Below are 12,257 nucleotides of genomic sequence, written 5' to 3' on the forward strand. Positions count from 1 at the left end.
GCTCGTCAAACCAAATCTGGGTGACCTGACCGTGAACACAAATCTCAATACGCTGAGTGTGTAGGTTTGCCCGGCAAATAAGTTTGCCTGCCGCGTTTTTAATCGGCACAAACACTCCCGCCTCGCCTTTAGGTTCCATTAGTGTTTCTTCCCTCCCTTCCTGCATCGATCGTCGGGCCTTCATTGCTACCGCCAACGGGCCTTACTGTGTTAACTTCGCTGAGTTGGCAGTAAATGTGAACTTGTGTGGTGTAAAAATAAGCGGTCACCCCTAGTAGTGGGGTGCCACCGTTAGGCCGCCCTTCATTGCTGCGGCCAACATGTAAAACCTTAAGGGCCTGTTATGTGGAGGTCTCTAGGTCTCTGACTAGGCTAACGCCCATGTGTTTGAGTCGTTTCGCCATGGCCTGGTGGGAGACTTCAAAAACATCACACAGTGTGGCTATGCCGTCAAAATCCACAACCGGCCTACCCTGCTTTCGCCTAGCCACCTCCGGTAGTGCTTTCTTGAGTGCTGGGGTTGGCATTAGTAGGTAGGCAGCCATCACGTCTGCTTGCCATTCCATCCACCAGCCCTCACCACGCAGCCCACCATTTTCACGGTTCTCAATTTCTTTCTTTGACAGGCTGTTGACCAGCACCCTCGGCTCGCCAATCTCCCCTGGATGAGGCTTGTGCAAGATCAGGTGTGAGCATTCATGTGCCAAAGTAAAGCGCTTGCGCCCATTGCAAGAGCCTTCTTCGGCGGTCTCGTCTAGGAAGATCATGTCTACTAGGCCTTGGCGAATGATTGGGGTGGTGCGGGTTTCATCCCAAGTCTGCACTTCGGTCTCACCAAGGCACGACAAACCTAGAATGTCACCATCAGGTGAAAGCGGCTCATACTGAAGTGAAGCACCAAGATAGAACTCGGCAAAATGCTCCACATCCAACGCACCAGGATTGAGGAGCAGATCAGGCTGGTAATCGCGTAAGACCGCCTGGGCGCGAGCATCCAAACCCGCCTTGGAGAATCTAGAAACCATCTACACCCCGCCACCATCAACGCCCTGGTCGGGGTATTGCTCGTCGAGCATTTCAATGACCCGCTCCCAGGTGTCATTAGGCACCCCGCGCTTACGGGCTTTACGAAGCGCCACCCGCGCGAGGTCGGTTTTGCGCACATAGCCCACAATGTCAGGTGCTAACTGGTTTTCGCGTGCGCAGGCCGCAAGGTCGATCATGTGCAAACGCCCCGCCTCGTCCAACTGGAGTATCTCGGCTAGGGTGCCGAAATGCTTCTCGGGTGGGTAGCGGCGTCCGTTCTCAATATCTGACATGTACGGGGTGCCAACACCCATCGCGTCAGCCAGCTTCTTAGCCGTGAGCCCAAGCTCCTTACGGCGACTCTCAATGAACCGGCCAAAAGCCCGGTAGTCCTCATCCATGCAACATGCGCCTCCTTCAACAACATCGCAATGTTCGCTTCCTGTGCGAACAATGATAACCCAAGAGAACGTGCTTGTCGAACAGTTGTTCGAGATGGGGAGTGTGTGTCTTGCAATGGGATATGTCCCGCCATCTAGATCTAAGCCACCAATAATTTGGAAAGACATAAAATTGAGGGAAATTAAATTGCATCGCACTGAACGGTACTACTACGATGCCGGTTGTAAAAAGTTTGCTTGACATGTAAATAGATGTTGGCTACCATTTGGAAAGTAAGCACTAGACTTGCGTCAAAGTTGACGGAAAGGAAATGAACCAATGAGGTTAAAGAAAAGATTGCTTCTATAACACTTGCGGCAGCTCTCGCTTTGGGAGGTGCAGGCACTGCTTACGCTGCTACCTTTGGTAATAATCTAAACGGTGCATCTTCGGTTGAAGTGTTGCAAGTTAAGTACAATGGGGCGGCTTGGAACTATGCTGGCTCCGGCTACAAGAACGCGTGGTTTAAATATTCGCGCAACGGAAAGACTCTGATGTACAAAACCGTGAATCGAGGCCGTGTTACCGGTTCTGTTTGGGATAACCTTTGGGACTGGAGCAAAAGCCAAACTACGAAGTTCAATTGGGGACACAGTAAGTAGAATCAGTTGAAGTTCGATTGTCATTGTTTTCGATGTAAGTCTAGTGCTTCTTAAATATCGCTAAAAACTAACATGGATTTGCGCACAGGAGTGTCTTCATGGGAGACATATTCACTAAATCTCCATTGAGGAAGACAACCCTTATAAAACTTGGTTTTTTGTATGCCGGATGTTTTTTGCTGACAGGTGTTTTGCTTTTTGTTGAAAGAGAATCAAATCGTTCCTACGTGATGATGAGGTTTTTGCGATTTTTGATAGATTACCAAGTCGCTATTATTTTAGCGTTTTCGGTAGTTGTCATGATCTTTCATTATCAGCAGGTGAATGAGTCTAAAGATGAGGTGAAATGTCGGATAATCGTAGGGGATAGGTTGTGGCTGATTAGACTGAGGTATGCTTTCGCATGCTCGGCAGTTTTGGCTATTTGTTTTATGCTATCTTGTTCTCTATTTTATCTTTTTTCATACTCTTTGAAGAACTGTTTTTACTTACTGCCTGTTTTGGTGGGTTATATTTTACTTAGCGCATTGCTGTTGAGGGCGAAATGAAAATTTTTAGATTTTTTCTAGTTCGTATATTTTTCAAAAAACCAATCGTTGCAGTTACTATGCTCGTATTGTTGTTGCTGACGAACTATATTGCGTTTTCAACGACCCGCACTATTGTTTCTACAAGTGAGGGCTACAGTCAAGTAAGTAGGTTAAATGTTCCTGGCGTTTATATTGCCAATTTGGATCCAAATTCAGACATTGATATAGACAGCATTAAGGTCAAATCTATGCAAGATGTGTACGACCGCCTTAATGACACTTACCGGTATGGGCTGTTTACTGATGGCTATATTGTTGACCTCAAGAATAGCTATGACATCAAAGTCCCACTAGCGTACATGAATGAAAAATATGCGGAACTTAATCCTTTTGAATGTGCAGAAGGTAGTGGACTCACCTATCAATATTCACTAGATAGTGAAACAGTGTTACCGGTTTTAATTGGACGAGGGTTAGCTGACGAATATCCGGTTGGCACCCAGTTTGGTGTTCACGATCCGGTTTTAGATCGTGAAATTCAGTACAAAGTTTCAGGAATACTTAAAGAAAATTCAGCTCATTCTAATCTGTATGCTCTTGATTCCAAGCAGTACTACAATTTTTCTATAGTTGTACCTATTAATGAAACTTTCATCAAAGAAGCCAATATCCCATTTAAAATTAATGGATTAATGGATCTCGTAGTGACGGACACAAACAAGCGGGAAATATCCAAATTAGCTGATGATATTCATAAGACAGTAGGGATTAAACTAAATTTCTATAGTCAACAGGAGAACATCGACTTTTACAACGAGTATTTCGTCTCGTCATTATGGTTTTTGTGTATAGTAACAGCAATTTTGCTTGCAATACTTGTGATCGTATCCGTATGGAGCTCGCTTGTAGCAGTCAAATTGATGATTAAAGACTTCACCATCAATTTGCTGGTTGGCTTAAGCTATAGTGGAGTCCGAAAGGTTTTTTACGGGTTTTATCTCACGCTAACTTCTATTTCTTTAACCGGTATTTGTGCTGTGGCGGCGTACTATCGTTATCAAAGCTGGATTTTTAAAGACCCTTTGTTCATCACATTCGGTTTTGCAGGCGGTTTGGTTATGATGGATTGGCTGGCGTTGTTAGTCGCTTTATTAGTTGATTTGTTTCTTTCTTTGGTTATTGTCCAGGTGCTCATGTGGCGTATTAAGCGCGTGCCGATCTCAGTGGGAGTGTTGCAATGATGAACGAAATTATCGGTCTAGATATTGAACGGAAGATATACAAAAAGCGCGCTTCAACTGTTACGCTACTGCAAAATTTTTCTTTGAATGTGCAAGAGGGAGAAAAAATTGCGATCGTAGGAGAGTCCGGCGTTGGCAAAAGTACTCTACTGAATATCATCGGTTTAATCGACCGTGATTATGCTGGAACATACCATCTTTTTGGTCAGGATGTAGCTGAACTATCTGATCGAGAACTAGCATATTTGAGAAACCAGAAAATAGGCTTTGTGTTGCAAGAATCAGCCCTGATAAACTCGCTTAGTTTAGCCGATAATATCAAACTGCCTTTTCTTTACTCCAAAGACCCTAAACGACATTTAGCTGAACGATTCGATGAGGTAGTAACTACTTTAGGGATTGAGCCAATTCTTAGTAAAAAACCACTAGATTGTTCGGGAGGAGAGAAAGCGAGAGCTGTCTTTGCGCGGGCAATCGTGATGAGCCCAGAAATCGTTCTAGCTGACGAGCCGACCGCTTCTCTCGATATTGATAATCGCGAAAAAATACTCGATTTGATTTTCAAACTTAATGAAGAAAACGGGTCCACCGTTCTTACAGTTACTCATGATCTCTATGTAGCTCAACGTCATGATCGCGTAGTTACACTGCAAAGAAAGGAAATCTGATGGGTTTTGCAGTCATGGTACTTTCAGCCATCCTAGGATTGATCCTAATTATTTTGGGTGCATCAAAGGCTAAAGAAAACAGACTATGGAGTCTTGCTGTTTTAGCTGGTGTTTTAAGTTTTGCGCTTGCTATTTGGCTAGCATGGCCCAAGTAGGGAATAAAACCAATACCAGTTACTAAGGTCTGGCGACGCATGTAAGAAGTGGCACGTTGCCGCCTAAATATCTATCAGCGGTTTACCTCTAGACAATATGCAGCTTATGTATATTCGTAACCCCGAAACGCAAGCAGTGGCCAACCTGTCAAACCGGGTCGCTTATTTTGTATCGACGAACTAAGTGCTACTAGGTGACTGCAGTATAACCATAGCGACCGATTCCCGTCGGACTGAGCAAGTGGCCCTTTCCCGTGATATTAAGCGAAAATGCCCATACGAAAGCGGTTTCGCTAGGGCTTCATCTTGTATCCAAATTGTCTAGAAAGTATCCACTTAATCGCTGGACACTAAAACCGTAAATATTAGTGTGAGAGTATAGATGTTTGCAAGAATTCGCCTGCTCACCAACAAGAGATATGCTGAACAGATTCTATGGGAATATGCGACGCTAGTTAGGGAAGTTGGGAAAAATGACTTTTGGGCTGAAGCAATTGAAAAACAAGCCGTGTCTTTACGTGAGGCTTCAACATTTAGGGAAATTCTTGAAGTCAAAAAGAGAGTCCGAATGATGTGGAGAGGAAGTGGTTCTTTAGCAGATGTGCCTCTTCCGACTGAAGTTATTAGGGAAAGCCCTTCTAAGGAGGCGCTGCTATCGAGAGAGTTCTTCAAATACTTTATCGCTATCTAAAGTGTTGCGCACCAATCGTGTGGCACTATATGACCCTTCTTCTATCTTGACTATCATGTCTTAAATGTGCGTTTGTAAACCCCGAAACGCAAGCAGTGGCCATCCCGCTCAAATGGGTCGTTTGTTTCGTATCACCATGAAAGGTGTCTTCCAGTAACTTTGAAGATATCAGAGTAGCCTACTCGCATCAGTCTAAGCAAGTACTACTTTCTCGTGTTATCAAACGAAAAGCCCAAATAAGAGCGTTCTCGACAAGGCGCTACTCTGTATCGAAATTGTATAGAAAGTATCAAACGTAAAGTCTCACAACATCGTTGATTGATGTTGTGAGACTTTTTTGTTTTTTCGTTTGGGAGCCTTGGGATATGCGGGCATTACGGGGTGTTTATTGCTCAGTATGTCTTGGGGGATTGATTTATTTTTCGCTTCAAACGGATGTGCCACAGGAGCATCTATTCTTTGAGCGCCTCATATCAGCAGAAAAGTGCTTCATTGCTGTGTTCAGTGTGAAGATTACTCAACTCGCGAATGAGTAGTCGATTACTTCAGATAGTTTTCTGCTGCCAATTTTGCGTTATCAGTAGTCAAACTAACCTGTAGCAGGTATAACTTTGGAGAACCCAAGTATCAAAGGAGAATTTGTTTGAGTTTTGACCTTACTGCCCAATCGGGGAATGTCACGATCCGACCGTTGCAAAGTGCAGATTATGAGGAATGGTTCGCTGGTTTTGACAATCGTCTACCATCGCAGAACGCATTCGATGACGGGAAAATGGATATGTCTATTTGTACCCTCGATTGGTTTAACGGCCTGGTTGAAAAGCATCAGGATTTTGCTCGAAACGACAACCAGTACATTTTCGGGGTTTTTAATTCTGAGGGGGAGCATCTGGGCATGTTAGATGTGGTTACGCTGGAGCGTGGCTCATTCCAATGGTGCGAGATCGGGTATTTGATCCACAATTAACATTGGCGTCAGGGATACGCATACAATGCGTTAAAAGCTCTTCTTGAAATTTTGGATAGTCACTTGGGTTACCACCGAGTCGAAGCACACGTTAGTGATGGAAATGAACCTTCTATGGGCTTGCTTAAGAAGCTAGGCTGCGAATACGAAGGCTTAAGAAAGTTCTTTATTTACGAGGGCGATACGTGGGTCGACAAACACATCTATTCACTCGTATTAAATGATCGTGAACCGGCATAGTATTTGCCGCTGCTTTAACCCACCGCGATTCTGCTTAGAAGTAGTAGTTGACTTTTTTCTCGGCTGAGGCATAACGTTCCAACAGATTTTTGTTCCTTGCACTTGGAGCAAAGTCTAAAGGTCCACCATACCCAAGGCTATACAGATGGCTGATTTTGTTTTTAACCCGCTGGGCTTCCACAAACGAAGCGGTTTTCATCTGCTCTGCCAGTTCAAAGAAATACTCTGCTAGGTCAGGTTTGTCGCAGTAGTTTAGTACCTGGGCAAACTCTGACAGGGCCGCAACTGCTTCTTCTCGATGCTTAATCCGGCGGATAGCTTTGAACATTACGCTATTTCCTAGCTTCTTTGAGAATATTTGGAATAATCAGCTTATTACATTAAAGGTGATGGGAGCGAAAGATGTCGACAAATAACACCTCAGACTTAAGCTGGCAGGAGTTAGTGGAGTTGTTAGCTAGCCCAGATCCAAAAATTCGGGATGGGTGGGCACTGGAAACGTTGGCCGAGGGCGTGCTTACCGGTCGTTGGAAGCAGGCTGAAGCTGAAATATTGGATGCTGCCATCAGGATGTTATCGCACCCGCAGATTCAAGGGCGTGCGTTTGCACCCCTATTGCTGTGTTGGCTGATGCAAACCGGAGTAAAAGATCGCAAAATCTTCGATGCTTGCTCGCATTGGTACCTAACAGAAACAGATGAAAGAGGATATGACCAAACCTTAGGGTGGTTGCACTCGATCGCACACGGGGCAGACGCCCTCGGCTATTGTGCTCAGTACCAAATAGCTACAGGCGAGGAAGTGCTGGCCATATTTGCCAGAAAAATAAGCGGAAGTAAAACAGTGTGGCAAGGGGGAGAAAATGAACGAATCGTTGCTGCGATTACTCGCACCCTTCACTTCCAACCGCAAACAGACTCGGATGCTTTCTTCCATGCGCTACCAACGAACCTCCTACCGCAGCTTGACCCACGCGAGCCTAATGCGCCCTTGCAAATCAACCTAAAGACAGTCCTATCAACTTGGTATCTTTGTATAGTCGAGGGCGCAAAAGTCGATGACCAAAAGGTGCACATAGCAAACTCAAAGAATCTTAAGGCGAAGATTATCGCCAGCTTACAAGTAGTTGCTGGATGGCTAATCTGACAAACTCCACATCCAACGTGAGCAATTTTAATCTATTAGCAAGTATGAAATTGCTTCTTTGATAACTTCATGTGCATTTTTTAGGTGAAACGTTTCCGGTGATCCTAGAAGCTGTAGGACTGTTCCGTTAATAATAATAGTTAAGAATTCAGCTCCTTGTTCTGGAGTTCGACTTAGATGGTAGCCTTGATTTTCAATAATTCGTAGCCATCGCATTGTGGCGTTTTGACTGTTTCTGAGAATTTGTGTGAAGTCTTTGGGGCCAATAAACTGCCCGTCTTCGAAGCATGAACTATAGATTGCAACGAATGTTTCAAGTTGTGCCAATGAGTCGTCGCTCGGAGGAAGAAACTGTTCAAGGCATTCAAAGAGTCTAAGTTTTGGGCTAAGCGTGGAATCAGAAATTCTTCTATCGCTTAACATATTTTCGAGAAGTGCCTCAGAGACCGCTGAGAGTAACTCTCGATGTGTTGGAAAATAGTGGCGTAGTGTTGATGCACCAATACCGCTAGATGTAGCAACTTTTCTTACAGTGACTCCTTCCATACCATGTTCTGCCACGATATTTAGAGCTGCAGAAATGATTTCTTTGCGTCTATCTCCCATTGTGTTTCCAGTCTTAGTGTTTTTATAACACACTTTAGTACACTGTGCTGGCACAGTGTACTAAAGTGTGTTAGTCTTGAAAAACATTGTACAAGCCCACAATATCGTTTGAGTTAGATTTGGAGGAGTCATGATTCAGTCTATGTTTGAATCCTTGCATGAATTTGTGCACTCGTTGCCTGTTGGTTTGCAGTGGTTGGGTGTGATGTTGATTGCTGCAATCCCATTTGTTGAATCTTATGGGGCTACAGCAATTGGAATTGCGGTAGGAGTTCATCCTCTTTTGGTTATACCAGCAGCAATTCTTGGGAATGTTTTTTCGATGCTAGTGTTTGTATTCCTCGGGAAAACTGCTCATAATCGACTTTCTAACGACCGGGAGTTGAGCGGACGAAAGGCTAGATTTAAGAATCTTTTTGATAAGTACGGTGTGGCTGTGGTGTCTCTGATTGGACAGACAGTGTTACCCTCTCAGATAACTTCGGGCCTTATGGTGTCATTTGGTGCTCATCGTAAAAAAGTAATTAATTGGCAGGTGATTTCGATTTGCATATGGGCGATTGCTTTTGGGGCAATTGCACTTGGTTTGTTAAACGTTTTTGGTGTTTGAAATTAGCCTTTTTGGCGCTTTTTCAGCCAGCCACCTAAAGCGGATCCGACTACCGCGGGAATCAGCATAAATAGATTAAACATCAGGGCAGACTCGTTTAACAGCACAAATACGATACTGGTAAAACAAACTATCGGGATCAGGAACCAAATCCAGTGAAAACCGTTTTGCCGCCCGTCCCAAAAAGCCAACCCAAAAGACAGTAGGGGGAAAAAGAAAGTCAGCAGATAAAGCTGATACTTTGCGTACGGGTCAACATAATGGCTGTAGGCGTTCGCCAGTAAGGTCAGAAGCCAAAATGCGGCAAGTAGAATAAGCGCCTTTGCCCAAGTATTGCGCGGAATAACTGTGCGTTCCATAGCTAATAAATAGCACAGCAAAAGAAACGATGCAGAAACACTAGGGTATCGAAACAAAAACGAACTCTAAACAGTCATTTCTGAACGGAGTGGCTCAAGCGATCCCAGTTTTTTTGTTAGCATCGTAATATGACGACACCTGATCCCGACTGGATACCATACAAATTTTCCCATGTTTATCAAGGGCACTTGATAACTGGTGGAATCCTCGGTTTTTGCACCGCAGTTCTGGCAAGCATTCTGAACCGACTGCTAGTCGGGCAATTCCAATTCGGAATCATTTTGGGAATCACCATTCTTAGCGTGATTGCGGCCGAGTTTCTAATCGTGACTATTCGGCAGCCGTACACTCGAAAAGTGCGCCATAACGATCCGGGCGGTTGGCTGATGGTCTTTGTCGAGCTGCTAGCCACCCTGCTGGTTTACTCGCTGGTGGCCATCGCGCTAGTCGGGGTCACCAAAACCGCGTGGATCGTCCTCGGTTGTGCCATGGCGGTACGTTTGGCCTCTCAAATCATGACGAAAAGCTGGGAGCCAGGCTGGACGCGAGCCGCCTTCAAAGAAACTTGGGAAGAAACCAAGAAGATGACCCAAGAACTAGCCAACGAAGATTAATCGAGGGAAAGCGAATGTGTCTAATCTGTGAACGCATCGAACAGATCCAATCCGGCAACAACCCCTACTTCGTGAAAGAACTTGAAACCGGCTATGTGGTCATCGGCGACCATCAGCACTTTCGAGGCTACACATTGTTCCTTAGCAAGGTGCACAAAACTGAACTCTTTGAACTAGATCCGACGTTCAAACTAAAGTTTTTAGAAGAAATGTCGCTAGTTGGCGAAGCTGTTGCCAAAGCCTTCCAGTGCGAAAAAATGAACTACGAACTCCTCGGCAATGGTGACACGCACCTACACTGGCACCTGTTCCCGCGAGTGAGCGGAGACCTTGACGGCTATGGCACCAATGGGCGAGGCCCCGTCTGGTGGTATCCCTTCGAAAAAATGATCGACCCAGCTAACGAGCCCACTCCGGACGAGCTTATAGAACTCAAAGATAAGCTAGCCGTCGCGCTAGAAAAAGTGCTCGGCAACTAAGCTCGGCTTAGGGTAGCAGGCCCTTCAAACCTTCCTCCCACCTTTCGGTGGCACCAGACAAAATCGCGCGACCAAAAATGACATTGCCTGGCACTGGCCTCGGGCTAATATTGGCCGGTAACGCCAACTTCAGCTGTACCTGTCCCTGATCAAGCGTGGCACACAGCCACTTATTGCCGGTCAACGCATTCGTTCGCTCTTCCACATCCAAACAAATGCCACCAAGAATCGCGCCGCCGTGCACCTTATCCAAACTATCCTCAATCGTGTCGAGGTACTCGATGCTAGGCGAATCAATCTCGCCGAGGACGCTCAAATAGTCCTTTGGGTCGAGCCGGCTAGTATCCAAAACCTTTTGGGCCCAAGTATCTAAATCCGCATAAACTTCCATCTGGGTGGCCACCGCAGACAATCGATAATCAGCAAAAGTTTGGCCAAAACGGCCATCAATCTCGCCAACCGGCAGTGGGTAAGCCAATGGATCCAAATACTCCAAAAAGAAAGGCGAACTCCCAACCACCGCCTCAGGATCGTTCGGACTATTAGGATCCGGCAGCAGATACTGGCCGGCACCCAAACCTGGTGTCACTTGGAACGTATAAAACCGAGTGCCAGGCTGGCCAAAAATCCCGAAATTCGTGTCGCTAATGCCATTCTTGTGCATGAACACGCAAGCAATTACCCCAGAAGGATCAACATAGTAACAACAAGTCTCCCAATCCTCAGGCTTCTCGGAACGAACCTCCGTCTGAGCCTTGCGCACAATCAAATTAATGAAATCTTCATACTTATCAACTACCCCATAATCAAAACCGAGAGAATCCCAGTAGGTAGTGGTACCAAGTCCTTCACTCATCGTTGAGCTCCTTCATCATCGAACTGTTACCTGCTTCATAATAACATGTTTAGGACCGAGGTCCTAATGTCAGTGTGTGGAGAGGGTGGGTGCTATTCTCTGGTAAAGACATATTTGTTAGGAGGGGAAAATGTGGCGACTTGCTTCAGTTGTTGTCCTTTTTGTCGCCTGGATTTCTCAGCTAGGAGCCCTGTTATGGGTGGCACCAAGTGACCTCTTCTACCTCAGTGCTGGCACTGCCTTTCTTTTTACTGTTGGTGCAGTAGGGCTTAATGAGCAGCCGCGCGCTTTGCGTTGGTTCTTCTTTGATGCGCTCGTAGTGGCGCTATTTATTGCCGGTCGCTTCGATGCAATAATTGCGCGCTTGTTTGCCGCAATTCTCGTAACAGTCCTCCTGTTTATGGTTGCGCGTCAGTGGTATCAAGCCCGGCTTGATTGACCTTCCGTAAAGTAGTTGCGCACGCAAGTATGTGGGTAAGGTCATCAAAAAAGTACTTGCGTACGCAACTATTTAGGTCTATCTTTGAAGCATGGAAAACAAACAGTCTTCAGTTAAGCGTCCACAAGGCAAGTGGGGGACCTGGCAGGATTTTATTTTTGCTGCTTCCCAAGTGTTGGCTGTGGCTGAATCTGACTTGCAGAACCCGCCCGCTGGCGGTCAGGCAATGAGCTTGTCAGATTTCGATATTTTGGCTTCGCTTTATCAAGCGGAAGAAAAGGCGTTGGCACTGAGCTGTTTGAAAGAAACGGTTCTGGTAACCACCTCGGGATTGTCTCGCTCGATTGGGCGTCTGGTGGAACGTGGTTGGATTGAGAAAATCCAATCCGATCAGGATAAACGGCGTTACACCCTCAAGCTCACCAAAGCGGGGGAGGAGGCATTACTTGCCGCCCAAACTCACCATCAAGAGGTGGTCAGTCGCCAGTTCTTTAGCGCTTTTAGTGTCTCGGAAATGAAGACCTTGAGCCCGTTATTGGAAAAACTGGTAGCCCACTTAAAAGAAAACTAATACTTCATTTTTAAC

18 protein-coding genes and 1 pseudogene are annotated in these 12,257 nt (G+C 45.6%); 13 read left to right on the plus strand and 6 right to left on the minus strand.

Features of this window, described 5'->3' with window-relative positions; genetic code table 11:
- Window positions 1-341: 341 nt before the first annotated feature.
- On the minus strand, window positions 342-1,025 hold the full coding sequence (locus BK816_RS01140; RefSeq protein WP_071163537.1) for an ImmA/IrrE family metallo-endopeptidase: 684 nt from the start codon (window positions 1,023-1,025) through the stop codon (window positions 342-344).
- On the minus strand, window positions 1,026-1,427 hold the full coding sequence (locus BK816_RS01145; protein WP_071163538.1) for a helix-turn-helix domain-containing protein: 402 nt from the start codon (window positions 1,425-1,427) through the stop codon (window positions 1,026-1,028).
- A gap of 369 nt (window positions 1,428-1,796) precedes the next feature.
- On the opposite strand from BK816_RS01145, the gene BK816_RS01150 reads away from it, so the two are divergent.
- The 7 genes and pseudogenes from BK816_RS01150 to BK816_RS09805 all read left to right on the plus strand — a co-directional run.
- The gene (locus BK816_RS01150) at window positions 1,797-2,069 is read left to right on the plus strand and encodes a hypothetical protein (RefSeq protein ID WP_071163539.1); all 273 of its coding nucleotides are present in this window, start codon (window positions 1,797-1,799) and stop codon (window positions 2,067-2,069) included.
- 544 nt (window positions 2,070-2,613) lie between these two features.
- A complete protein-coding gene (locus tag BK816_RS01160) occupies window positions 2,614-3,840 on the plus strand; it encodes a peptide ABC transporter permease (protein WP_071163541.1) in 1,227 nt (408 codons plus the stop codon).
- On the plus strand, window positions 3,837-4,508 hold the full coding sequence (locus BK816_RS01165) for an ABC transporter ATP-binding protein (protein ID WP_204377195.1): 672 nt from the start codon (window positions 3,837-3,839) through the stop codon (window positions 4,506-4,508). Before BK816_RS01160 ends, BK816_RS01165 begins: the two co-directional genes overlap by 4 nt.
- Window positions 4,508-4,663, plus strand: a complete 156-nt coding sequence (locus BK816_RS09260) for a hypothetical protein (protein WP_156981962.1) — start codon at window positions 4,508-4,510, stop codon at window positions 4,661-4,663. Before BK816_RS01165 ends, BK816_RS09260 begins: the two co-directional genes overlap by 1 nt.
- Before the next feature lie 382 nt (window positions 4,664-5,045).
- A complete protein-coding gene (locus BK816_RS01170; protein WP_071163542.1) occupies window positions 5,046-5,354 on the plus strand; it encodes a hypothetical protein in 309 nt (102 codons plus the stop codon).
- Window positions 5,355-5,997: 643 nt separating this feature from the next.
- Window positions 5,998-6,321, plus strand: a complete 324-nt coding sequence (locus tag BK816_RS09530; protein WP_204377196.1) for a GNAT family N-acetyltransferase — start codon at window positions 5,998-6,000, stop codon at window positions 6,319-6,321.
- A gap of 12 nt (window positions 6,322-6,333) precedes the next feature.
- A pseudogene (locus BK816_RS09805) lies at window positions 6,334-6,561 on the plus strand (GNAT family N-acetyltransferase); the annotation flags it as partial.
- A gap of 34 nt (window positions 6,562-6,595) precedes the next feature.
- Here the strand turns inward: BK816_RS09805 and BK816_RS01180 are convergent.
- Complete coding sequence (locus BK816_RS01180; protein WP_071163543.1) at window positions 6,596-6,889, minus strand: hypothetical protein; 294 nt, start codon at window positions 6,887-6,889, stop codon at window positions 6,596-6,598.
- A 74-nt stretch (window positions 6,890-6,963) separates the two neighbouring features.
- On the opposite strand from BK816_RS01180, the gene BK816_RS01185 reads away from it, so the two are divergent.
- The gene (locus tag BK816_RS01185) at window positions 6,964-7,707 is read left to right on the plus strand and encodes a DUF2785 domain-containing protein (RefSeq protein WP_071163544.1); all 744 of its coding nucleotides are present in this window, start codon (window positions 6,964-6,966) and stop codon (window positions 7,705-7,707) included.
- 27 nt (window positions 7,708-7,734) lie between these two features.
- Here BK816_RS01185 and BK816_RS01190 read toward each other — a convergent pair whose 3' ends face one another.
- Window positions 7,735-8,313, minus strand: a complete 579-nt coding sequence (locus BK816_RS01190; protein WP_071163545.1) for a TetR/AcrR family transcriptional regulator — start codon at window positions 8,311-8,313, stop codon at window positions 7,735-7,737.
- 130 nt (window positions 8,314-8,443) lie between these two features.
- Here BK816_RS01190 and BK816_RS01195 point away from each other — a divergent pair, with 130 nt between their 5' ends.
- Window positions 8,444-8,923, plus strand: coding sequence for a hypothetical protein (locus BK816_RS01195; protein WP_236842340.1), 480 nt, complete (start codon window positions 8,444-8,446; stop codon window positions 8,921-8,923).
- Between the two features lie 2 nt (window positions 8,924-8,925).
- Here BK816_RS01195 and BK816_RS01200 read toward each other — a convergent pair whose 3' ends face one another.
- Entirely contained in the window at window positions 8,926-9,282 is a 357-nt protein-coding gene (locus tag BK816_RS01200; protein ID WP_156981963.1) for a hypothetical protein, read from the minus strand.
- Between the two features lie 129 nt (window positions 9,283-9,411).
- On the opposite strand from BK816_RS01200, the gene BK816_RS01205 reads away from it, so the two are divergent.
- Window positions 9,412-9,897, plus strand: a complete 486-nt coding sequence (locus BK816_RS01205) for a hypothetical protein (protein WP_156981964.1) — start codon at window positions 9,412-9,414, stop codon at window positions 9,895-9,897.
- A gap of 14 nt (window positions 9,898-9,911) precedes the next feature.
- Window positions 9,912-10,376, plus strand: coding sequence for an HIT family protein (locus tag BK816_RS01210; protein WP_071163548.1), 465 nt, complete (start codon window positions 9,912-9,914; stop codon window positions 10,374-10,376).
- A 7-nt stretch (window positions 10,377-10,383) separates the two neighbouring features.
- On the opposite strand, the gene BK816_RS01215 is transcribed toward BK816_RS01210, so the two are convergent.
- The gene (locus BK816_RS01215; RefSeq protein ID WP_071163549.1) at window positions 10,384-11,232 is read right to left on the minus strand and encodes a hypothetical protein; all 849 of its coding nucleotides are present in this window, start codon (window positions 11,230-11,232) and stop codon (window positions 10,384-10,386) included.
- Window positions 11,233-11,362: 130 nt separating this feature from the next.
- On the opposite strand from BK816_RS01215, the gene BK816_RS01220 reads away from it, so the two are divergent.
- Together BK816_RS01220 and BK816_RS01225 are read left to right on the plus strand one after the other, a co-directional pair.
- Entirely contained in the window at window positions 11,363-11,671 is a 309-nt protein-coding gene (locus BK816_RS01220) for a hypothetical protein (protein ID WP_071163550.1), read from the plus strand.
- A gap of 91 nt (window positions 11,672-11,762) precedes the next feature.
- Entirely contained in the window at window positions 11,763-12,242 is a 480-nt protein-coding gene (locus tag BK816_RS01225; RefSeq protein ID WP_071163551.1) for a MarR family winged helix-turn-helix transcriptional regulator, read from the plus strand.
- Window positions 12,243-12,257 lie beyond the last annotated feature (15 nt).

This window comes from Boudabousia tangfeifanii (assembly GCF_001856685.1).
GTDB classification, from domain to species: domain Bacteria; phylum Actinomycetota; class Actinomycetes; order Actinomycetales; family Actinomycetaceae; genus Boudabousia; species Boudabousia tangfeifanii.

Excerpts from the sequence above, each read along its gene's own strand:
- BK816_RS01140 (WP_071163537.1), bottom strand. The coding sequence starts at position 1,025 with ATGGTTTCTAGATTCTCCAAGGCGGGTTTGGATGCTCGCGCCCAGGCG.
- BK816_RS01145 (WP_071163538.1), bottom strand. The coding sequence starts at position 1,427 with ATGGATGAGGACTACCGGGCTTTTGGCCGGTTCATTGAGAGTCGCCGT.
- BK816_RS01160 (WP_071163541.1), top strand. The coding sequence starts at position 2,614 with ATGAAAATTTTTAGATTTTTTCTAGTTCGTATATTTTTCAAAAAACCA.
- BK816_RS01165 (WP_204377195.1), top strand. The coding sequence starts at position 3,837 with ATGATGAACGAAATTATCGGTCTAGATATTGAACGGAAGATATACAAA.
- BK816_RS09260 (WP_156981962.1), top strand. The coding sequence starts at position 4,508 with ATGGGTTTTGCAGTCATGGTACTTTCAGCCATCCTAGGATTGATCCTA.
- BK816_RS01170 (WP_071163542.1), top strand. The coding sequence starts at position 5,046 with ATGTTTGCAAGAATTCGCCTGCTCACCAACAAGAGATATGCTGAACAG.
- BK816_RS01180 (WP_071163543.1), bottom strand. The coding sequence starts at position 6,889 with ATGTTCAAAGCTATCCGCCGGATTAAGCATCGAGAAGAAGCAGTTGCG.
- BK816_RS01185 (WP_071163544.1), top strand. The coding sequence starts at position 6,964 with ATGTCGACAAATAACACCTCAGACTTAAGCTGGCAGGAGTTAGTGGAG.
- BK816_RS01190 (WP_071163545.1), bottom strand. The coding sequence starts at position 8,313 with ATGGGAGATAGACGCAAAGAAATCATTTCTGCAGCTCTAAATATCGTG.
- BK816_RS01195 (WP_236842340.1), top strand. The coding sequence starts at position 8,444 with ATGATTCAGTCTATGTTTGAATCCTTGCATGAATTTGTGCACTCGTTG.
- BK816_RS01200 (WP_156981963.1), bottom strand. The coding sequence starts at position 9,282 with ATGGAACGCACAGTTATTCCGCGCAATACTTGGGCAAAGGCGCTTATT.
- BK816_RS01205 (WP_156981964.1), top strand. The coding sequence starts at position 9,412 with ATGACGACACCTGATCCCGACTGGATACCATACAAATTTTCCCATGTT.
- BK816_RS01210 (WP_071163548.1), top strand. The coding sequence starts at position 9,912 with ATGTGTCTAATCTGTGAACGCATCGAACAGATCCAATCCGGCAACAAC.
- BK816_RS01215 (WP_071163549.1), bottom strand. The coding sequence starts at position 11,232 with ATGAGTGAAGGACTTGGTACCACTACCTACTGGGATTCTCTCGGTTTT.
- BK816_RS01220 (WP_071163550.1), top strand. The coding sequence starts at position 11,363 with ATGTGGCGACTTGCTTCAGTTGTTGTCCTTTTTGTCGCCTGGATTTCT.
- BK816_RS01225 (WP_071163551.1), top strand. The coding sequence starts at position 11,763 with ATGGAAAACAAACAGTCTTCAGTTAAGCGTCCACAAGGCAAGTGGGGG.